Annotated in this window: 20 protein-coding genes and 2 pseudogenes; 6 read left to right on the top strand and 16 right to left on the bottom strand. The window is 63.8% G+C overall.

What is annotated here, in order from left to right:
- Nucleotides 1-52 precede the first annotated feature (52 nt).
- The 3 genes and pseudogenes from AC5JDC_RS05535 to AC5JDC_RS05525 form a co-directional block, all read right to left on the bottom strand.
- A pseudogene (locus AC5JDC_RS05535) lies at nucleotides 53-217 on the bottom strand (JAB domain-containing protein); the annotation flags it as partial.
- 103 nt (nucleotides 218-320) lie between these two features.
- Entirely contained in the window at nucleotides 321-551 is a 231-nt protein-coding gene (locus AC5JDC_RS05530; RefSeq protein WP_495839861.1) for a helix-turn-helix transcriptional regulator, read from the bottom strand.
- Between the two features lie 371 nt (nucleotides 552-922).
- Nucleotides 923-1,387: a MarR family winged helix-turn-helix transcriptional regulator gene (locus AC5JDC_RS05525; protein ID WP_495839859.1), complete on the bottom strand. Its 465-nt coding sequence runs from the start codon at nucleotides 1,385-1,387 to the stop codon at nucleotides 923-925.
- 113 nt (nucleotides 1,388-1,500) lie between these two features.
- Between AC5JDC_RS05525 and AC5JDC_RS05520 the strand changes: the two genes are divergently transcribed.
- From AC5JDC_RS05520 to AC5JDC_RS05510, 3 genes are read left to right on the top strand one after another with little or no spacing between them, the layout of a single operon-like run.
- On the top strand, nucleotides 1,501-2,499 hold the full coding sequence (locus AC5JDC_RS05520) for a substrate-binding domain-containing protein (protein WP_495839857.1): 999 nt from the start codon (nucleotides 1,501-1,503) through the stop codon (nucleotides 2,497-2,499).
- Between the two features lie 3 nt (nucleotides 2,500-2,502).
- Entirely contained in the window at nucleotides 2,503-3,501 is a 999-nt protein-coding gene (locus tag AC5JDC_RS05515; RefSeq protein WP_495839855.1) for an amidohydrolase family protein, read from the top strand.
- A 2-nt stretch (nucleotides 3,502-3,503) separates the two neighbouring features.
- The gene (locus AC5JDC_RS05510) at nucleotides 3,504-4,499 is read left to right on the top strand and encodes a substrate-binding domain-containing protein (protein WP_495839853.1); all 996 of its coding nucleotides are present in this window, start codon (nucleotides 3,504-3,506) and stop codon (nucleotides 4,497-4,499) included.
- 136 nt (nucleotides 4,500-4,635) lie between these two features.
- On the opposite strand, the gene AC5JDC_RS05505 is transcribed toward AC5JDC_RS05510, so the two are convergent.
- A complete protein-coding gene (locus AC5JDC_RS05505) occupies nucleotides 4,636-5,004 on the bottom strand; it encodes a winged helix-turn-helix transcriptional regulator (RefSeq protein ID WP_495839851.1) in 369 nt (122 codons plus the stop codon).
- A 129-nt stretch (nucleotides 5,005-5,133) separates the two neighbouring features.
- Between AC5JDC_RS05505 and AC5JDC_RS05500 the strand changes: the two genes are divergently transcribed.
- A complete protein-coding gene (locus AC5JDC_RS05500) occupies nucleotides 5,134-6,072 on the top strand; it encodes an alpha/beta hydrolase family protein (RefSeq protein WP_495839849.1) in 939 nt (312 codons plus the stop codon).
- A 509-nt stretch (nucleotides 6,073-6,581) separates the two neighbouring features.
- Here the strand turns inward: AC5JDC_RS05500 and AC5JDC_RS05495 are convergent.
- The 6 genes and pseudogenes from AC5JDC_RS05495 to AC5JDC_RS05470 all read right to left on the bottom strand — a co-directional run bounded on the left by AC5JDC_RS05495 (nucleotide 6,582) and on the right by AC5JDC_RS05470 (nucleotide 11,967).
- On the bottom strand, nucleotides 6,582-6,797 hold the full coding sequence (locus tag AC5JDC_RS05495) for a hypothetical protein (protein ID WP_495839847.1): 216 nt from the start codon (nucleotides 6,795-6,797) through the stop codon (nucleotides 6,582-6,584).
- A 66-nt stretch (nucleotides 6,798-6,863) separates the two neighbouring features.
- Entirely contained in the window at nucleotides 6,864-7,082 is a 219-nt protein-coding gene (locus AC5JDC_RS05490) for a hypothetical protein (RefSeq protein WP_495839845.1), read from the bottom strand.
- A gap of 59 nt (nucleotides 7,083-7,141) precedes the next feature.
- A pseudogene (locus AC5JDC_RS05485) lies at nucleotides 7,142-8,170 on the bottom strand (DNA-binding protein); the annotation flags it as partial.
- 75 nt (nucleotides 8,171-8,245) lie between these two features.
- On the bottom strand, nucleotides 8,246-10,420 hold the full coding sequence (locus AC5JDC_RS05480; RefSeq protein ID WP_495839843.1) for a xanthine dehydrogenase family protein molybdopterin-binding subunit: 2,175 nt from the start codon (nucleotides 10,418-10,420) through the stop codon (nucleotides 8,246-8,248).
- Between the two features lie 12 nt (nucleotides 10,421-10,432).
- Entirely contained in the window at nucleotides 10,433-10,900 is a 468-nt protein-coding gene (locus tag AC5JDC_RS05475) for a (2Fe-2S)-binding protein (RefSeq protein WP_495839841.1), read from the bottom strand.
- A gap of 113 nt (nucleotides 10,901-11,013) precedes the next feature.
- Nucleotides 11,014-11,967 carry an aldo/keto reductase gene (locus AC5JDC_RS05470; RefSeq protein WP_495839839.1) on the bottom strand — a complete coding sequence of 318 codons (954 nt, stop codon included), beginning with the start codon at nucleotides 11,965-11,967 and terminating at the stop codon, nucleotides 11,014-11,016.
- A 173-nt stretch (nucleotides 11,968-12,140) separates the two neighbouring features.
- On the opposite strand from AC5JDC_RS05470, the gene AC5JDC_RS05465 reads away from it, so the two are divergent.
- Nucleotides 12,141-13,040 carry an AraC family transcriptional regulator gene (locus AC5JDC_RS05465; RefSeq protein WP_495839837.1) on the top strand — a complete coding sequence of 300 codons (900 nt, stop codon included), beginning with the start codon at nucleotides 12,141-12,143 and terminating at the stop codon, nucleotides 13,038-13,040.
- Between the two features lie 438 nt (nucleotides 13,041-13,478).
- On the opposite strand, the gene AC5JDC_RS05460 is transcribed toward AC5JDC_RS05465, so the two are convergent.
- From AC5JDC_RS05460 to AC5JDC_RS05440, 5 genes are all read right to left on the bottom strand, one after another.
- On the bottom strand, nucleotides 13,479-13,790 hold the full coding sequence (locus AC5JDC_RS05460; protein ID WP_495839835.1) for a DUF2218 domain-containing protein: 312 nt from the start codon (nucleotides 13,788-13,790) through the stop codon (nucleotides 13,479-13,481).
- A 38-nt stretch (nucleotides 13,791-13,828) separates the two neighbouring features.
- Nucleotides 13,829-16,003: a xanthine dehydrogenase family protein molybdopterin-binding subunit gene (locus AC5JDC_RS05455; protein WP_495839833.1), complete on the bottom strand. Its 2,175-nt coding sequence runs from the start codon at nucleotides 16,001-16,003 to the stop codon at nucleotides 13,829-13,831.
- Nucleotides 16,000-16,995 carry an FAD binding domain-containing protein gene (locus tag AC5JDC_RS05450; RefSeq protein ID WP_495839831.1) on the bottom strand — a complete coding sequence of 332 codons (996 nt, stop codon included), beginning with the start codon at nucleotides 16,993-16,995 and terminating at the stop codon, nucleotides 16,000-16,002. The genes AC5JDC_RS05455 and AC5JDC_RS05450 overlap by 4 nt, the downstream gene beginning before the upstream one ends.
- Before the next feature lie 3 nt (nucleotides 16,996-16,998).
- Entirely contained in the window at nucleotides 16,999-17,637 is a 639-nt protein-coding gene (locus tag AC5JDC_RS05445) for a (2Fe-2S)-binding protein (protein ID WP_495839830.1), read from the bottom strand.
- Between the two features lie 111 nt (nucleotides 17,638-17,748).
- On the bottom strand, nucleotides 17,749-18,258 hold the full coding sequence (locus tag AC5JDC_RS05440; RefSeq protein ID WP_495839828.1) for a DoxX family protein: 510 nt from the start codon (nucleotides 18,256-18,258) through the stop codon (nucleotides 17,749-17,751).
- A gap of 252 nt (nucleotides 18,259-18,510) precedes the next feature.
- On the opposite strand from AC5JDC_RS05440, the gene AC5JDC_RS05435 reads away from it, so the two are divergent.
- The gene (locus tag AC5JDC_RS05435) at nucleotides 18,511-19,446 is read left to right on the top strand and encodes a LysR family transcriptional regulator (RefSeq protein WP_495839826.1); all 936 of its coding nucleotides are present in this window, start codon (nucleotides 18,511-18,513) and stop codon (nucleotides 19,444-19,446) included.
- Nucleotides 19,447-19,500: 54 nt separating this feature from the next.
- Here the strand turns inward: AC5JDC_RS05435 and AC5JDC_RS05430 are convergent, their stop codons facing one another.
- On the bottom strand, nucleotides 19,501-20,214 hold the full coding sequence (locus AC5JDC_RS05430; protein ID WP_495839864.1) for an SDR family oxidoreductase: 714 nt from the start codon (nucleotides 20,212-20,214) through the stop codon (nucleotides 19,501-19,503).
- Between the last annotated feature and the right edge of the window lie 220 nt (nucleotides 20,215-20,434).

The following is a 20,434-nucleotide window of genomic DNA, read 5'->3' as shown; positions in this document are numbered from 1 at the left end:
TGCCCTACTGCCCTACTGCCCTACTGCCCTACTGCCCTACTGCCCTACTGCCCTAAATCAGCAACAGCCCCTTCATGCTGGCATGCGCCTTCTTGCCGATGATGATGTGGTCGTGAACCGAAATGCCGAGCGGCTTGGCGGAGGCGATGATGGTCTTGGTCATCTCGATGTCGGCGCGCGACGGCGTCGGGTCGCCGGAGGGATGATTGTGGACCATGCCTTCCAACATGCTAAGATGTTGATTTGTATTAGGTAAGTGGCAGGGACACGAGGAGTGGTGCCGGAGACTGGGATCGGTTGATTTTGCCCGAACGTGACCATCACGCCTGATCACCCCTGTGCTCGACGGGTCCCTTGGATGCACGGCACTGCACCTTATTCTTTTCATCCCATGCATCAAGTTCGTCGAGTGGGTAGAGCACGGCCTTGCCAATTTTGACGAAGGACGGGCCAAGACGCATCGCGCGCCAGTTTCGAAGCGTCCCAACCGAAATGCCGCCCCGGTAGCGTTCAGCTACCTCGTCAGGCGTAAGGAATTTGCTGTCTGCCACTACCGCCCTCCTTCGGCAGTACGACAAGGGTCGTGTCGCCGCGTCTTGAGTTGATCATCGCGGTAGTCTGTCAAGGTTCGCTTTGGGGCTTTGTTTCACCCGCCCGGGCCCGGTGCCTTACGCTTCCGCACTGCCATACATGCTGCAGAATTCTGCGGCGCGAAAGACATCAGAGGCAGGGGGCGTAGAAACGGATACCATAGAGGCCACATAGGCGGAGTTGACTGCGCTGCCTTTCTTCGAAGCGGCTAGGTGCCGAACAGGTGCCGCGCTAACGTCTTGACCTGACATCTCGAGTTCTACCTTTCTCGTGTCGAGAAGCGGGTCGGGGATAGTCGAGGCGCGGACTGCATAGCTTCTCGAAGGACGAGTCACAGGGCTTGAAGGATGGTGAGAAGGTCTCCTCCCGGAGAACCGCTCTCGCCAAACACACGCTTTTGGACTTCGATCGCAATCGCCATGCTGCTTTCGAGTGTATCAAGCCCTGCGGGCGTGATCGACGCCGATTTGGCGCGTGGATGCGGCTTGCCGGCGTGCCGAACGATAAATCCCTTCGTCTCAAGCACGTTCATCATCTGCGACATTTGCATCGGCTCAATCTCGGCGGCGCGTGACAATTCCGCCTGCGAAGCCGGTTCGCCAGACCTGTTGCTCCAGGCCACGAGCGCCAGCGCGGTGAATTGAAGATAGGTGAGGTTTGCCTCATTCAACTCCCGGTTCATCTCACGCTGGAAGCGATGCAAGAGACGCCAAAGAACGAACCCAATCGCTGCATCGGGTGAGCCCAACGTCCTGCTCTCAAAGAAGTCTTTCAGGACCTCAGGGGCGACCCGCATCGCAATCTCCTCATCCAGCCGCCGAGTTCGGGAATGCATCTTATGCACAGGGATTGAAGCCATGTAAATATATTTATATGGTATGACTTACGCGAGCCTAAAGGAGATGCGTCATGGCGAACCGCAAACTGGACATCGGCTTTTGGAACTACGATCGCGCCCAAGCGCTGCGCGACGGGGAAGTGAAGATCGAGGGCGTCGATGCGACCTTCCACAATGGCCGCATCGTCACGGACATATTCGAAGCGATGGTCAAGGACCGCGCCTATGACGTCTCGGACCTTGGCCTCAGCTATTTCCTGCGGACGATGGACACAGATGAGGCACCGTTCCGGCTGCTGCCGGTGCCGCTGCTGCATATGTTCCGCCACTCGGCGATCTATATCAACAAGACCAAAGGGATCGAAAGACCTGAGGACCTTAACGGCAAGCGCATCGGCGAGCTCGCGCTTTACGGCCATGATGCGGGCGTGATGCCCAAGGGCATGCTGTCGGGCGAGTTTGGTTTTCGGCCCGAAAGCTGTCGGTGGATCGTCGGCGGCATCGACTTCGCGTTGAAGCCGATCGACTGGCTGCCCAAGCCCGTGCCGGACGGCCTCGAGGTCATTTACGCGACGGGCGATGACGATCTTGGCGAGATGCTCGCGGCGGGCGAGATCGACGCCCTGATCTCCGCCGATGCCCCGAAGTGTGTGTTGGAAAAGCGGCCCAACGTCGGGCGGCTGTTCGAGGATTACGAGACCGTCGAGCGCGACTACTACAAGCGCACCGGCATCTTCCCGATCATGCACATGGTGGCCGTCAAGAAGGAGCTGGCGGATGACGAGGCTCTGATGCGGGCTGTCTACAAGGGCTTTGTCGACGCCAAGGAGGCCATGGCGGCGAAACTCCGCAAGGGCATGACGTTCAACAACATGACGGTGATGATCCCCTGGCTCAGTCACCTGATGCAGGAAAATATCGACACCCTGGGCGAGGACTGGTGGCCTTATGGCATCGCCAAGAACCGACCCGCGATCGAAGCCTTCCTGCGCTATCACAACGAGCAGGGACTGTCGAAGAAACGCTGGACGATCGAAGAGGTATTCGTTCCCGCCCTGCTGGAGAGCTGATCAATGCGCCTGATCGCGCTCGAAGAGCATATCGCAACGCCGGAAGTGGTCGAAACCTGGCGTCAGCTCGACCCGCAATGGCAGGACGTCGGCTTCAGACCCTCGTCGGAGGGCGCCGCCGGATTAGCCCTGCAGGAATTCGGCGAGCAGCGTATCGCCGCGATGGACGCGAGCGGCATCGACGTTCAGGTGCTGTCGTTGACGACGCCAGGCCTCCAGAATCTGAACGCCGACGATGCGGTCCGGCTGCAGACGCAAACCAACGACCTGCTCGCCGAGACGGTGCGCGCGCGGCCCGACCGCTTTCAGGCCTTCGCTACACTCGCCACCCCGGATCCGAGCGCGGCCGTCAAAGAACTTGAGCGCGCTGTGACGCGGCTCGGCCTGAATGGCGCGATGCTGTTCGGTCGCACGCGTGACAGGAACATGGACCACCCGGACTATTGGCCGATCTACGAGGCCGCCGCGCAGCTGCGCGCTCCCCTGTACATCCACCCGCAATCGCCGACCCCGGCCGTGCGGGCGCAACTATACGATGGCTTTGCCCCTGAGGTCAGCGCGCTGTTCGCCATCGGCGGTGTCGGTTGGCGTTATGAGACAGGGGTGCAGGTCATCCGCCTGATCCTGTCGGGCGTGCTCGATCGCTTTCCCGATCTCACACTCATTCTAGGCCATTGGGGAGAGGTCATCCTTTTCTATCTCGAAAGGATCGATCTTCTGCACAAGGCCGCGAGGCTGCCGCGAAGCTTCGAGCAGTATGTTCGCGACCAAGTCTATGTCAGGCCGAGCGGAATGTTCAGCCAACGTTACCTTCGCTGGGCAAAGGAAGTGATCGGCGCGGACCGGATCCTCTTCTCGACCGATTATCCCTTCGTGCCGGCCAGCCGCGACGGATATCGTTTCCTGGAGGAAGCCGAGCTATCCGCGGCTGAGCGGGCAGGCATCGCCAGCGGTAATTGGGAACGCCTTGTCGCTGGCATCCGGCGCGGCGAGGGACGATGAACATGAGGACGCTCGATATCGGCTGCTCACGCTATGATCATGTCGCGGGGCTGTTCGACGGCAGCATCGGGATCGAGGGCGCCGAAGTTCGGATGCACAGCGCCGATATACCCTCCGACATTTTCGAAAGGATGATCCGCGACCACGCCTACGACGTGGCGGAACTTGGCCTGACCTATCATCTGCGGCTGCTCGACGCCGGCAATTCGCCGTTCGTGGCCCTGCCCATCTTCCTCGCCCGCGTGTTCCGGCACTCGGCGATCTACGTCAACACGCAGAGCGGGATCAGGCGGCCGGAGGATCTGGCCGGCAAGACAATCGGCGAGTTCGGCATGTACGGCCATGACGGAGGCGTCTGGCCGAAGGGCATCCTGTCCGACGAGTTCGGCCTCAGGCCCGATCAATGCCGCTGGGTGATCGGCGCGACCGACTGGTATATGCCACCATTCGATTTCATCGCACAGCCGCACCCCATGAATGTCGAGGTGCAGCCCGTGCCTGAGGGGCGCACGCTCAGCGACATGCTCGAGAGCGGGGAAATCCAGGCGTTGATGTCGGCGCGCACACCGCGCTGCTTCGTTGAGGGCTCGCCACGCGTTGCACGTCTCTTCCCCGATCATGAGGCGGTCGAGCGCGACTATTTTGCGCGCACTGGCATCTTCCCGATCATGCACACGCTGGTCGTTCGCCGCGATCTGCTTCAGGCGGAGCCTTACCTCGCCCGCGCAATCTACGACGTGTTCACCAAGGCGAAGGACGCTGCTCTTGATCGCCGTCGCGTGGGTATGGCGGAAATGAACTTCAAGACGACAGTACCATGGCTGACGCCGCTGCTTGATCGGAACCGCACGCTCCTCGGTGAGGACTTGTGGCCGTATGGCGTCACGGCGAACCGGGCGGCGCTCGACACCTTCTGCCGGTATTTCCACGAGCAGGGGCTTTCCAGTCGTCGTATCGCCGTCGAAGAGCTGTTCGCAGCCGATCTCCTCGACACCTGAAGAAGCATCACGCTGAACCTGGGGAACCCGCCGCGGCGCAGCCATATCAGCCGCCTAGAGCTAAGCTGAGGTTTCACAAGGTAGAACCGAAAGCATAGCAATCATGGCGCTGAAGCGGACGGCTGCACCTGCGCGGCTATTGCCTGTGATCGTATGAATGGCGATTGTCGCGGATCGATGAGCGATGGGCGATCGCCCAAGCGGCCAGCGCCCGAAGCGGCTCCGACAGCGACATGCCGAGGGACGTTAGGGAGTATTCGACCTGGGGCGGTGTCGTGTCGTGCACAACCCTCTTAACCAGGCCGTCTCGCTCCAGCGCTTTGAGCGTGCGGGTCAGCATCTGTTGCGAGATACCAGCGACCAGGCGCTTTATCTCGTTAAAGCGCCTGGGTTGGCGGTGGAGTGTTACGACGATCTGCACCGTCCATTTGTCTCCGACGCGGCCTAAAACATCTCCCACGCCGGCGCAGTCCGCAGGCAAGTCAGCTGGTGAAGTCATATCCATATGACCTGATCCCAAAAATATGCGTTCTAGATATGTTCTGAGCAGTCATATATCGAGATCAGGTCTAAAATCCAGACTGGTCGCCAACGACTTCTGTTCGCGGCCGGTCTCTATCTGAAAGGAGTCTTCATGACCGGCCAGCAGATTCACCGAGACGCCAACATGGAAGCGCCGACACCCGTTCTATCGGTGCGATCTCTCGCATTGCCGGCAGCGGGGCGGGGAGAAGACCTGCAACTGCGCTTATCCGCGCCTGTTCTAGGCGACGGACTTCCGATCATCGTGTTTTCGCATGGCTTCGGCTCCTCGATGGATGGCTATGCGCCGCTGGCCGACTATTGGGCCGCGCGCGGCTTTGTCGTGATCCAGCCAACCCATCTCGACGCGAAGCGGCTCGGTCTGGCACAGGACGATCCGCGACAACCGCTGATCTGGCGAACGCGCGTCGATGACATAAGGCGCATCCTCGACAATCTTGACGCGATTGAGGCGCGGGCGCCGGATCTTAAAGGGCGGGCAAATAATGAACTGGTCGCCGCAGCAGGCCACTCCTTCGGTGGACAGACGACGAGCATGTTGCTGGGCGCGCGGATGCTTGGTGACGGCGGTGACGGCGAGGACATGTCCGATCCGCGCATCAGAGCCGGTATCCTTCTTGCGTCCGGCGGGCGAGGCGGTTCAGACCTGAGCCCGTTTGCGCTCGAGAAGACCCCTTATCTGGATTCCGGCTTCGACCATATGACGACGCCGACCTTGGTGGTGGCCGGCGATGCCGACAGGTCGCCGCTGACGGTTCGTGGCCCGGACTGGTTCGCCGATCCGTTCCACCTCAGTCCGGGCGGGCAAGCGCTGCTTACGCTGCTCGGCGGAGAGCATATGCTCGGCGGCATTTCCGGATATGAGGTCACCGAAACCACCGACGAGAATCCCGAGCGTGTTGCGCTCGTGCAGAGGGTTACGCTCGCATACCTGCAAAAGGTTCTTCTGAATCAAGCAGCGGCATGGTCGTCGCTGTGCGAGGAACTGGCCACGGGAGTGTCAACCATCGGGCGTATCGAGGAGCGATAAAGGCTCGGTATCGCGGTGTGCGTGAGCGACGGGATCTCTTACCGATCACAAGCCGGACGCCGAGCCGACGGCATGAAGGCGGCGGTCGGCAGGGCCGTTCGGAGATATCAAGTCTCGGACAGCGCTCACGCGCCGCCGAACTTCCAGACCGGGATGCCCAGCTTCCTGGCCTTGTCGGCGAGGTTGTCGTGGATGCCGGTGCCGGGGAAGTGCATCACGCCCTTCGGCACGATCTGCAGCATCTCGTCGTTGCGCTTGAACGGCGCGGCTCGGCCGTGCTTCGTCCCTGGCGCCCGTTACGCCTGCCTGAACGAGGTGGTGGCGGCATCGCCGGTCGCGATCGAACATTCGGCCTCTCATTTCCCAACGCCTGTAAGGCGAGCCAGCGCCGGGTGCTGGTCCATTCGAGCGTCCGGCCCGTCGAAAGATCGAGGACATGGGCGCCGCCAGAGAAGCCATCGACGACGGGTTCGAGGCGATGTTCGCCCATTGAAAACCCCAGTCCCCGGTCAGGCCGAAGGCCTCGCGCAGCGTGTCACGCAGGTGATCGCGAGCTGTTGGTCGGCGCTGCCCGCGTCGCGCAGCACAAGCGAGCCGGCCCGTATTCGGGCGAAAGCGAGAGCAGTTTCGGCGATGAGCGCCGTGTAGATGTCGAAGGCCCGCGCCGCGTTGTCGGTGGTGCCGACGTCGAGCAGGCATGAATAGCGCGTGAGAAAATCGGTCATGGCGGGCTCCTGAAACGAAAAAAGCCCGGCGCTGGGCCGGGCCCGGGAGGGCGGAGGGTGGTCGGGTTAGTAGCTGAACTGCCAGGACGGCGAGGGCTGGCCGTCGTCGGTAGCCCGCACCGCGTCGTCGAGATCGGCAGAATCGCCCTCGACGACGGTGGGATCGCGGACCGGCGTTTCGTCGATGACGGTGACGCGGGAAGCGAGCCCGTCCTCGACCTCGACATGCACGGGCACGAGATGTTGGAAGACGACGCGCCGGGGCGCCGGGCTGGATTGCGACATGGTGCTGCTCCTTGGCTGGAGGGATAGGCGGAGCGGTCGACGCCGCCCCGCCTGCGCGATCACTCGGCCGCGACGAGGTGGCGTTCGTCGTCTTCGCCGGCGAGCTCCTCGTCATCGCCCGCGAGGAAGTCGGGCAGCGCCGCGCCGTCATCCTCGCCGCCGGTCTGGGTCTCCGGTCTGGGTCTCCGGGGTGGCCGCCTCGGCCGCGGCGGCCAGGCGCAGCGGTTCCGGCAGCCAGCCGGTGTCGGCCAGCAGGCGCTCGGCTTCCTTGGCCATGTCGCCCTTCTTCAGATGGTCGATGAGCTGCGCGGCCTGTTCTCCGGCGCCCTCGCGGACCGCCTGCAGGATGCGGGGCTTGGTGACCCGGTTGAGGTAGTTGCCGAAGGTCGGACGCCAGCCGGTCTCAACCAGATCGAGCCCGGTCGCCCGGGTCAGGCGGTCGGCCTGGGCGAGCCGCATGTCGAGCGTGTGCTGGGATACGCCGCCGGCGCTGTGCGGTTCGGGCGCTCATAGAGGGCATTCACGCCGTAGCTGACGCAATGCGCCAGAAGCGCCATCCGGCTGGTGTCGTCGAGGCCCGCGAGCCAGTCCCATAGGGCGTCGTCCTCTTTCGGGATGTCACCCGCCCAGGCGGCGTGGCGGTCCTGCACCGCGCGCGCCGACGGGCTGTCCTTCAAGGGGGCGTCCTGGACCGGGAAGAAGATGTGCTTCACTCCGGCTTCCATGGCGCCCGTGTACATGCGGGTCATGAAGGTGTCCGAGACGAGCTTGTGGAGCAGCGCGGTCATGGCGACGTGCGGATTCTCCGCGACGGCGTTGCGCAGCGCGAGCGTGCGATAGGCCGTCAGCTCGACGACCAGACGCTCCGGCAGCGGCTTGATGACGCCGTCGTCCTCGTCCTCCTCGGGTTCGACAGGCTGGTTACCGATGGTGATGACCGCCCGCTGCACCACGGGCTCGGCGGGATCACCGCCGGCTTCTACGCCGGTCTCGCCCTCGGGCTCGATCGGCGCTTCATCTTCGGCCCGCACGTAACCGCGGTCGATGTCGAGGCTGCCGTCATGGGCGATGCTGACGAAGACGCCTGCGCGGGGGAGGGGATTGTGTGCCCGCTCGAGGGAAGACGGATACTCTCGGCGTCACATAGGCGGGGTCAGCACCCATCAACTACCAGTCTGCAGGTCGATGTTCTTCAGCGGCAGCTGCCGCACGCGCTTGCCCGTGGCGGCAAAGATCGCGTTCATGACCGCAGGAGCTGCCACCGCAATCGTGGGCTCGCCGACACCGCCCCAGAACCCGCCCGATGGCATGGCGATGACCTCGACCTCCGGCATCTCGTCGAGCCTGAGCACGTTGTAGGTGTCGAAGTTCTGCTGCTCGATGCGGCCGTCTTTGACCGTGCACTCGCCGTAGAGCATGGCGGAGAGGCCATATACGAACGAGCCGGCGATCTGAGCTTCCACCTGCTGCGGGTTGACGACGTGACCGGGATCGGTCGCGGCGACGATGCGGTGGATCTGCAGCTTGCCCTGGGTGACCGAGACCTCCGCGGCACCGGCGACGTAGGCGCCAAAGCCCATGATCTGGGCGATGCCGCGATGGCGGCCAGCGGGTGCCGGGGTGCCCCAGCCGATGCCTTTGGCAGCCGCCTCGAGTACCGCGAGGTGCTTGGGATGACGGGTCATCAACCGGCGGCGAAACTCCAGCGGATCAACGCCGGCCGCCTGCGCCAGCTCGTCCATGAAGCACTCGAGATAGATGGCGTTCTGGTTGAGGTTGACTCCGCGCCAGGCCCCAGGCCTCACATGCGTATTGCGCATCGCGTGGTCGATCAGGAGGTTTGGGATCGTGTAGCCGATCGCCATCTCGCTGCCGTCCGCAACCAGGCCTTGGAACACCAGGGGATCACCGTTGGCACTCATCAGGTTGGGCATCGCGTAGTGGGCGATGGATTGCCCAGAGATGCGCATGTGCAGCGCTTCGAGATTGCCCTGGGCGTCCAGCGAACCGCGCAGGCGGCACTGCGTGATCGGATGGAACCGACCCTGCATCATGTCCTCTTCGCGGGTCCACATCATCTTCACTGGCGTGCCGGGAATCTGCTTGGCGATGAGGGTCGCCATCCGCACGTAGTCGCTCTGCAGCCGGCGGCCGAAGCTGCCGCCGATGCGCATGGTGTGTATCTCGCATGCCTCGGGCGGAACGCCTGCCGCGGTCGACATGATCGCGAGCGCCGCCTCGGCCATCTGGGTCGGTCCCCACATCTCGCAACGCTCGGGGGTCCAGCGCACGGTGGCGGACAGTACCTCCATGGGCGCGTGGTTCTGGTAGGGATAGCTGTAATCGGCCTCAATGACCCGCGACGCCTTGGCGAGCGCGCCGCGGGCATCGCCCTGGCGGTTGCCGATGAAGTTGGTCTCGGCGGTGAGACCCTCCTTCAGCTGCGCGGCAATGGTCTCGCTGGAGACCCTGGCGTTCTCGCCTTCGTCCCAAACGACCGGCAACGCTTCGAGCGCGGTCCTGGCGCGCCAGAAGGTGTCGGCGACCACGGCCACGGTTTCATCGTCGACCTTCAGCACATACCGCACGCCGCGCATGCCGGTGACCTTTCTGGCGTCAAAGCTCACCAGCTTGCCGCCATGTACGGGACAGGCCTTCGGCAGCGCGACCAGCATGCCGGGCATTGTGAAATCGGTTCCGTAGACCAGCGAGCCGTTGAGCTTGTCGGCGGTGTCGAGCCGCCTGAGCGGCTTGCCGGCAATCGTCCAGTCCTTCGGATCCTTCAGGGTCACATTGGTCGGGACCGGCAGCTGGGCTGCGCGCGTGGTCACTGCGCCATAGGTCACGCTGTGGCCGGAGCGTGCATGGGTGACCAAGCCGTTGACGCCGGCGCATTCCAACGCGGGGACGCCCCACGCTTCGGCCGCAGCCTGCACCAGCATGACGCGCGCGGTGGCGCCGGCCATGCGGACGTAGTCCTGTGATCTGCGGATCGCGGTCGAGCCGCCGGTGGCCATGTCGCGCCAGGGCCGGTTGCGGCGGCGGTTCTCGCCGGGCTTCACCAGCTCGAATCCGACGTCTGCCCAGTTGCAGCCGAGCTCCTCGGCTATCAGCTGTGCCAGGCCCGTGAGCGCGCCCTGTCCCATCTCCGCGCGCGCGGTGCGGATGATGACCCTGTTGTCGGACTGGATGACGATCCAGGCGTTGACCTCGCGGTCGGTCGTCTGTGCGAGCGACTGGCGCGGACCCGACAGAGAGAACGCCAGCGTGAACGCGCCGGCTGCCGAGGTTGCCAGGAACGCGCGGCGGGTGGGCGACGGGAGGGTCGTGTTCAACATGACAGGCGCTCCTTAGCCTCGGTTGGCCGCAAGACGGGTCGCCGCCAGCTTCACGCCGGCGAGGACGCGCGGATAGGTCCCGCACCGGCAAATGTTGCTGATCTCGCTGCGGATCGCCTCGTCGGTCGGGTTGGGGTTCTGGGCGAGCAGGGAAGCCGCCGCCATGATCATGCCGGTCTGGCAGAAGCCGCACTGCGCGACGTCGAGCTCTGCCCACACCTCCTGGACAGGATGGGGTTTCTCGTTGCCAAGGCCTTCGATCGTGACGATCTTCTGGTCCTCGGATACCGCGCTCGCGGGCATCGAGCAGGAACGCACCGCGCCGCCATCGATATGCACGGTGCAGGCGCCGCACTGGGCGACGCCGCAGCCATACTTGGTGCCGGTGAGACCGGCGTGCTCCCGGATCACCCACAACAACGGGGTATCGTCCTCGACGTCAAAATCCACGACTTTGCCGTTGATGTTGAGCTTGGCCATGCGGTTCTCCCAACCGTTGCAGTCGTCATTTTGAGGCGTCCAGGTTTTGCGGATCGGCGATGATGCTGACGCCCTCGCCGGTATTGGGCATCCTTTCCTGAACGCCCTTCGAACTACATTTCTTGTTCCCACCAGCCGCGGGTGTTCACGTTAGCGGCGTCAGCGAGAGCCTCCAGCTCGACAATGTTGTCGCTGGTGAGCGTCATGCTGGTGGCCCGGACCAGGCCCTCGATGTAGTGGGGCCTGGTGACGCCGATGATCGGCGTCGCGCCCTTGGCGATCGCCCAAGCCGTCGCAACATCAGAAGCCGCCGCACCCTGCTTCTGGCCGACCGAGGCGAGTTTGTCGGTCAGCGCCTTCAACTGAGGCAGCATGCCGTTGTAAGCCTGCGCCCGGTTTGTGCCTTCCGGCAGCGGGTTCTCCGGACTGTACTTGCCGGTCAAGGCGCCCTGTTCGAGCACCATATAGGCGAAGAACGGGATGCCCTGGTTGCGGCAGTAATCCAGGATGCCGGCATCCTCAGCGCTGCGGTAGACAAGGCTGTAGTGGTTCTGGACGGCCTCGACCCGGAACCCGGCTTCGCCGAGAATCTGGTTGGCTTGCTTGATTTGGCTCAGATTATGGTTCGAGACGCCGACATGTTTGACCTTGCCGCTCTTCAGCAACGGGATCAGGTGAGGCGTCCACCGCGCTACATCGGCTGGATTGTGAATCCAGTAAATGTCGATGTACTCGGCGCCGAGGCGGGCCAGACTCTGCTCCAGCATGTCCGCCACCGGATCGTCGCCGGCTCCCGCAGCCTGCGGGGTGAACTTCGTGGAGAGCTGGTAGTCGCTGCGGGCGAAGCGCTTTAACACTTCACCGAGTACGGTCTCTGAACGGCCCATGCCATACACGATGGCGGTGTCCCAGAGGGTGAGCCCGGCCGCATGCGCCTTGTCGGCGACCTCTTCCAGGCCAGCCTGAGTCATGGAGCTGCCGAAATAGCCGTTGCCAGTCTCGCCGCTGTCGCCCCAGGCCCAGGTGCCCAGAGCGACTGTGGGTATCTTCAGATTATCGATTGCCATGTTTGTCCCATACTGGTTCTGCGGCCAGGGCCTGCTGTGACCCGACGCGTCCCAGGCATTTTGATACGCGGGAGCCCAGACCGTTAGCCTGATGCGCCGAGATTTCTGCCCGATCCTCCGGGAAGCTGCGGTTTCGCGTTGCCGCACTTCCGCGCGCGTGTGATGGTCGGCCCATGGAAACACTGAAGGAAATTTCTGCGATAATCGCTCGATACGTCTCGAAGGATGGCTTCCACGCTACCCCCATCGAGCGCGTGACGCTTGTTCGATCCTCCACGGTCACGATGCCGATGCCGAATGTTTACCGGCCGCAACTGTGCCTCGTCGCGCAGGGGCACAAGGAGGTCACGCTGGGCGACCGCGTGTTCAGATATGCACCGGGGCGTTATGGAGTCGTGACTTACGACCTACCCGCTGTCGGCCATGTGGTCGAAGCGACTCCTGACAAGCCCTATCTCTGCCTGTACCTCGATTTTGAACCGGTGATGCTTGGGGACTTGGCGTCGCGCGTGCCGCCGCCACCGGGAGCACCATCGCCGCCCATAGGCAAGACGGTGTCCGATGCCGGCGCCGGTCTGCTCGACGCTGCGCTGCGCCTGCTGCGCCTGCTCGATGATCCGGCAGCGCTGCCCGTGCTCGGGCCGCTTGCTGAGCAGGAGATCCTCTATCATCTCCTCGCCGGCCCAGACGGCGCCAGAATGCGCCACATCACCTCCGGCCAGGGTAAAGTGGCACAGGTCGGCCGCGCCATCGCCTGGATCGGCAAGAACTTCCGGGAACGGTTCAGCATCGAGCGGCTTGCCGCGGAGGTCGGCATGAGTCCGTCGAGCCTGCACGAGCATTTTCGCGCCGTGACGGCGATGACGCCGCTGCAATTCCAAAAGCAGCTCCGGCTGCAGGACGCACGCAGCCTCATGCTAGTCCAGGACATCGATGTCGCGACTGCCGCCTTGAGCGTGGGCTACGAAAGCCCGTCGCAGTTCAGTCGCGAATATCGCCGCCACTTCGGAGAACCGCCGGCGCGCGACATCTCCCGCTTGCGCGCTTCGCCAGGCTTGGCAGTGGTAGCTTGAGGTCAGCCTATCGATGTCGGCGCATTAACATTCAATTCAGATATCAGAGAAACGGATATCAAAGAGGCAACATAGGTGAGTTAACTGCGCTGCCGTTCGCCGCTAATTCTAGGTGCCGGGCAGGTACTGCATCTCGACCTTCTTCCGTTGGCGGCGTGAGACGAGATACGCGTCTGTAGTAGCGCTATCCCGACCGGCATCTGAGCATTTCCGAGGGACAACGCTTCGGCAGGCCTCGGCCTGATGCACTTTCCTCGAGCTGGACGTCGCCACGGCGAGCCTGAGCCTGCGCACTGATCACATTGCGCGGATCAACGGCGTCTTACACGAATTCCCGGTCGCGAGGCCATGATATGGAGAGGCGGCCAGGGGCACGGCCTACCGCTGAACGCGCTCGGATGCCTTGCGAAGCGAGAACGCAAGCGGTCAGTGGGCTTCCTACTGCCAATTGAAGGTGAGCGGCGCCTCGCGAAACGCGAAACGATCGAGGTGATTCGCCACGACGTCCTTCAAACGCGCGAGTTGCTCGGCCTCGCTGGCCTCGATGCGGACCTCAAGGGTCGCCGACGCCGCGACGAAGGTTACCAGCGCATCGCCAGCGAAATTGGCGCCTCGCGCATTTCTTGGAAACGCCACTGTTCCATGCTCGGGTGTGAACACGGTCTTGAGATCGTGTGACCAATGCTTGCAAAGCTGCTGGAGATAGCGGCTGCCATTTTCGGTCGGCACATGTGCGGTCTGTGTTGGCATTTTGTCTTCCTTCAAATAAAGCGCTCGGGGCGTCCCTGCTAGATCAGGTCGTCGATGCGCATTGGCAGTTGCCGCACGCGCCGCCCCGTCGCGTGGTACACAGCGTTGGCGATGGCGGCAGCGACGCCGACCATAGAAACTTCGCCGAGGCCTTTCACGCCAGCATCGTTCAGCAACGGGTCGGGCCGGTTGATGAAGGCGACGTCGATCGCGCCGATATCGGCGTTCACGGGGACGATGTATTCGGCCAGGTCGTTGTTTAGCACGCCACCGAAGCGCGGATCGATCTCACCAGCCTCTCGAAGGGCTGCACCGATGCCCCAGACGACACCGCCATGCACCTGGCTTTCGGCGGTGCGCGGGCTGACGACCCGGCCGCAGTCGACGACGCTGACGACACGCGGCACGCGGATGCGGCGTGTTGTCGGCTCGACACGCACCTCGACGAAGTGCGCGATGTAGCTGAAGCTGACGAAGGGCTTGTACTCCGGGCCGCCGGCCGCCGGCAGACCGCGCTGAAGCCGATCGAAGACGGCATCGGGCTGGCCGGGCGCCTGCAGGCGGGTCTCGACCTCGATATAGGGGCGTCGCCAGCGCGCGAGCATCTGATGGATCGTGCCGTTGACGGTCCGGCCGTTCCTGAGTTCGTCGAACTGGACCTGCATGGCCTGCACGGCCCGCCGTACGACGGGGACCGAGCTTGCCGTTCCCCACGAACCGGCGGTGACGTGCTGGGGCGCGGCGTCCGGGTCACCGATGACGATTTCGACGCGTGCCGGATCGATGGCGAGTCCCTCGGTCACGGCGGCGAGGATGGCGGTGCGAATGCCCTGACCCATCTCGTGGCCGCTGACGGCGATCCTGGTCGTTCCGTCCGCGCGGACACGAAGACGCGCGATCGCCGGGGCCATGGCCGCCTTGTAAGCGCCGACGGCGACGCCCCAACCGATCAGCGTCCCGTCGGGAGCGCGCATCGATCCGGGAGCAGGGTCGCGCCGCGACCAGCCGAAGCGCTCCGCGCCATCCCTGAGGCATTCGGCCAGAAAGCGCGAGGAGAAGGGTCCCCCGGTGACCGGATCGGTCTGCGCATCGTTAGCGATACGAAAAGCCAGCGGGTCGCGGCCGGCGGCGTAGGCCAGCTCGTCCACGGCGCTTTCGAAGGCGAAGGCGGCCGGATGCTCGAAAGGCGCGCGCATGTACCCCGGCGACTGTATGTCCGTGCGCACGAGCCGCGCACTACTCGTATAATTCTCGATGGCGTAGAGCCGTGCTGTGATCTCGCTGAAGCTCGCGCGGAACGTGTCGGCGCGGCTGTTTTGCATGTCAGCATCGTAGCGCGCCGCAATGATCCGCCCATCCGCATTCGCACCCAGTCGGATTCTGTGGCGGCTGGCCGGCCGAAAGCTCGCGGTGTGGAAGAGCTGGGCGCGTGGCATGACGAGCTTGACAGGTCGCCCGAGCAGAATGGCCGCGCGCGCGGCCAGCACCGTCTGGCTCTGCAGCGAGTTCTTCTGGCCGAAGCCGCCGCCGAGATACGCGCTATTCACCCGCACACGCGCGGGATCGAGACCGAGGGCCGCCGCCGTGCCGAATTTAAGCGCGCCGGAATTCTGCGTCCCCTCATGGAGGGTCAGCGTGCCGTCGCGCCATTCGGCGACGGTCGCGATCAGCTCCATCGGATTCTGGAACTGGGCGGGAGAAAAATACTCGGCTTCCACGCTGAAGGCGGCAGCGGCAAGCGCCGCCTCAGCGTCGCCCACATTGTGGGCCGGCTGCGGATCGAGAGTCTCGGCACGCGCATCGTCCAGCAACGACGCAAAGGGCTCCTCCTCGTATCGGGGCTGGATCAGCGCGGCAGCCTCGATTGCGATCTCCAAAGTTTCTGCGACCACGAGCGCGATCGGTTCGCCGCGATGGACGAGTTGGTCGGACAGCATCGGCTGATGGCTCTGGAAGCCGAACCCGCCGCCCATCAGATAGCCGGCGGATTTGATCCCGTCGAAATCGCGCCAGGTGAGGACCCTGAGGACGCCATCGAGGGCGGCGGCCGCATCGATATCAATAGCGGCGAGGCGGCCCCGCACGATCCGGGAGGGCACGGTCATCGCGTAGGCGAGGCGTGGCAGCGGCACGTCGGCGGCAAAGCGAGTGACACCGCGCACCTTGTCATGGGCGTCGACCCGTGCGCGATCGGGATAAATGGTATCGCTCATCGGCGCATACTCCGTTCTGCTGCAATCATGAGAGCGTCGGCGACTGCTTCGGCGCCGAGTGCGACCTTGAACCCGTTGTGTCGGCCGGGGCGGGCATCGGTGAAGGCCAGTCGTCCGGCTTCCAGCGCGGCAGCGCGGTCGAGACGCCGTCCAGCCAGCACCGCCTCGGCTGCCGGCACACGCCAGGGCCGCGTCGCGACTCCCCCGAGCGCGATGCGGGCCTGCCGCACCACGCCATCGTCCAGCTCCAAGGCCACGGCGGCCGAGACGAGCGCAAAGGCGTAGGACTCGCGATCACGGATCTTGTGGTAGGTCGAGGTCTGGCCGATCTGCCCGACCGGAACCCGGATGCGAAGGATCATCTCATCCGGCGACAACACGGTCTCGAGGTGCGGCGTTTCTCCCGGAAGACGATGGAGCTCTGCGACAGGGACGCTGCGCATCCCTCCTGGTCCAAGCACATCCACGGTGGCGTCGAGCGCGACCAGGGCAACGGCCCAGTCGCCTGGATAGACCGCGATGCAGGACGAACTGCCGCCAAGCAAGGCGTGACCGCGATCCAGCCCCGCAATGGCCGCACAGCCGCTGCCAGGCGTCCGCTTGTTGCAGGGGTATTCGGGGCCGTTCCGGAAATAGGCGCAGCGGGTCCGTTGCAGGAGGTTCCCGCCAAGCGTGGCCATGTTGCGCAGTTGCTGCGAGGCCGCTTTCGAGAGCGACTCAGCGAGCACCGGAGCGCGCTGCAGAACAGCAGGGTGGGCGGCCGCGTCGCTCATGCGGGTGAGGGCGCCGAAGACGAGCTCGTCCCGTTCTATTTGAATGTCACTCAGGCCGGAAATTCGGGTCACATCCACCAGATGCGACGGCGACTCGACGTCGAGCTTCATCAGATCGTAGAGCGTGGTGCCGCCGGCAAGGATGCGGGCGCCGGTTGCAGCCTGCGAGGCAATCGCGGCTTCGGGGGATGTGGCCCGTGTGTAGGAGAAGGCTCGCATGGCTCAGCCTCTCCCCATCGCGGTGGCAGCGTCCTGGATCGCGGCGACGATGCCGACGTAAGCGCCGCAGCGACAGATGTTGCCGCTCATATATTCGCGGATCTCGGCCGCGTTGGAGGCGTGACCTTCCTGCACACACGCGACCGCCGCCATAATCTGCCCCGGCGTGCAATAGCCGCATTGCAGGGCGTCGTGGTCGATGAACGCCTGCTGCATCGGGTGCAGCGACCCCTCGCGGAGCGACAGGCCTTCGATCGTCAGCACCGCGCGATCCTGTGTTGTTGCAGCAAGGGTGAGACAGGAGGCGACGCGGCGACCATCGATATGCACGGTGCAGGCGCCGCACTGGCCGTGATCGCATCCCTTCTTCGCACCTGTCAGCTCAAGCCGCTCGCGCAGTAAGTCGAGCAGGGAGGTACGCGGATCGACGACGACCTCGATCGGCTGGCCGTTCACTTGCAGTCGAAGAGGAACTGTCGCCCCCGGTGCGGCGGATTGCGTGACAGGGGTCTGCGCCTCGGCGCTATGCGCTCCAGCGAGAGCAGCGCCGGTCATTGCCGCGCCGACCAGCATCATATCGCGCCGGCTGATCGCAAGGGCGTCTTCGTCAGATTGTGGATCGGGTCCATTCAGTTCGTGCATGTCGTTGATCCTCGATGTCGGCGAGCTGTTCGTGGTCGCTGATTGTTTTTGCGAGTTCACCAGACGTCGGGCGAGCCTCAATATGGGGGCGGGATGCGGTGGGCCGCGCGGTCATAGCTGCTTGGAAAGCCAGCGATCTACGCCGTAGCGTCCGCCACCTGTGATCGCGATGTGCAGGGCGACGAAGCCGAGCATCAGCGGGTATTCGTAGCCGCGATCGATCCACGCGAATGTCGGCGCATGGGCGACACAGATGACCGCCATCTGCACCGCCAGCGCGGCTGCAAAGAACCGGGTCATGAAGCCGGCGGCCACGGCGATGGCGCCGACCGTCTCAAGCAGCATGGCTGCCACAGCGAGCGCGTACGGAAACGGAAGGTGGAGCACGTTGGCGATCATGTTGGTCGCGCCGGTCATCGGATCGGCCATCGATCCATGAGGCGTGCCAAATGCCTTGGGAATACCGTGGGTCAGGATGATAAGGGCAAAGGATATCCGCAGCAAAGCATAGGTGATCGGCTGTATCCGTAGATAGAAGGGCCCGAGCCTGGGAAGGAAATACGACGTCGGCGCGCGCTCGACATCCGCCTCGGTCTCTATGAAGGATGACTGTTCTGTCATTGCGGCCTCTCTTGCGGGATCTACGTGCACAATTCGTCACGGCACCATAGCCGTGGTGCGCATGCACGATAATCCGGTCAAACTTGAACGGCCCGTTCGGTGAGCCGGACAGTTGGATTGTACGAAACGCCGAACGGGGCGTCCGGATTTCAGCCCATTGCCGGATGATGGACATGGCGCTAAAAATAGCGGGTTGGCGCGTGCGCTGCTCTGGCCGGTCGCCCAGTTTGTGCGTGATCGAAAGGCCAGCTAATGGGCTCTCTTAATTTTTCCGACGTCTCGAACTTCATTGCCGTGGTCGATGCTGGTGGCTTCCGCGTCGCGGCGCAGATCAGGCGCGTGAGTGCTTCGACACTCAGTGACTCCATCAAGCGGCTTGAGACCGACCTCAGCATCCGGCTTCTCAACCGCACGACACGCAGCATCACGCCGACCGAGGCCGGCTCGCGGCTTCTTGATCGCGTGAGGCCGGCATTTGCGGAGATCGAAGCGGCCGTGAACGACCTGCGTGACGACTCCAGTCGCCCGGTCGGGACACTTCGGTTGAACGTTCCCGTGCCCGTGGCGCGGCATATCCTGCCCGAGATCGTCACAGGCTTTCTCGACACCTATCCCGGCGTTCGAATCGATGTCGTCATGGAGAACGACTTCACCGACGTCATCGGTCGCGGTTTCGATGCGGGCGTTCGCTATGAGGAAAGCATCGCCAAGGACATGATCGTGGTGCCTATCGGACCTCGCCGCCAACGGTTTGTGGCGGCCGCCTCGCAGGGCTATCTCGATCGCTTTGGCACGCCTGAGGAGCCGCGCGAACTGACCAGCCATCGCCTGATCGGCAACCGCTTTCCGAACGGTTCGGTGGGGACCTGGGAGTTCGAGCGCGGCAAAGATCTTTTGCGTGTCGTGCCCGATGGCCCGCTGGTCTCAAGCTCCATCGATCTGCAACTCGCAGGCGCCGCCGCCGGGGCCGGCATTATTTATACGTTTGAAGATTTCCTCCGGCCGCACCTCGAATCGGGCCTCGTGGTTCCGATCCTTGAGCCTTGGTGGCAGGAGTTCGACGGTCCCTATCTCTATTATCATAGCCGCCGCCACATGCCGTCGCCGCTCCGCGCGTTCGTAGACTTTGTAAAGCAGCGACGCGCGATCGATGCTGTTGGCGCCGCTTCCCTATCATCTTCGCCATAGGCGAAGACGGCCGCCGCTGGGTTACATGCGGCGATCGTCGTCAAGACTGTGTAATCAGGCCAGACCGCCATTGTTGAAGACGGTCTGGCCGTTGATCCAGAAACCGTCGTCACTGCACAGCATGGCGATATTGTCTGCGATGTCGGATGCCTCCGCGAGGCGCTTGTGCGGCGTGTTTGCCGCAAAGCCGGCAATTACCTCGGGCGTCTTGCCGTTCGTGAACAGCGTCGTGTTCACCGCGCCCGGCGCGACGGCGTTGACGGGGATCATGCGACCCGCCAGTTCCTTAGCCAGGACCGCCGCGAAATGCTCCTGCAGGCCCTTGGTCGAGCCATAGGGGCCATAGGCCGGCGACCGGATCTTCGACTGGCTGGAAGACAGCGTGATGATGCGGCCGCCATCGCGCACCCGGCGGGCGGCTTCACGCAATGTGTTGAAACTGCCCTTGGCGTTGACGGCGAACATGCGGGCGAGATCCGCGTCCGTCATCTCGCTGAACGGGGCGAGCCGCATGATGCCGGCATTGGCGACCACGACATCGACGCCGCCATAGGCCTGATCGTGCGCGTCGAACAACCGGCGAACCGCGGCAGGATCGCTGACGTCCGCCTGGACGGAGATCGCGCGACCACCGGCGCCTTCGATCTCGCGGACCAGGGTCGCTGCCAGATCACGGCTCTCAAGGTAGTTGATCGTCACGGCGTAGCCATCCTGCGCCAAACGTCTGGCGGTGGCGGCCCCGATCCCGCGTGAAGAGCCGGTCACCAGCGCGGCCTTATTGTTGGCGGGCTGAGTTTACTGTGTGTTTGCACTCCTGCTGGATAGAGCGGCAACTGCCGGAACAGCGAGCGCCGCTGCACTCAGCAGTCCGCGTCGTCCGATCCGATTGGCTTCCTTGGGCGTGGTCTCATCGCTCATCATAGTCTCCTGCGTTCTTGGGAGTTGTTGCAGGCGCTCGCAAATCTCAGTCATGCCTAGCTACATCGAC

It is taken from the genome of Kumtagia sp. (assembly GCF_059502445.1).
The sequence above is the reverse complement of the archived record's forward strand: the minus strand, read 5'-3'. Positions and strand labels throughout refer to the sequence as shown.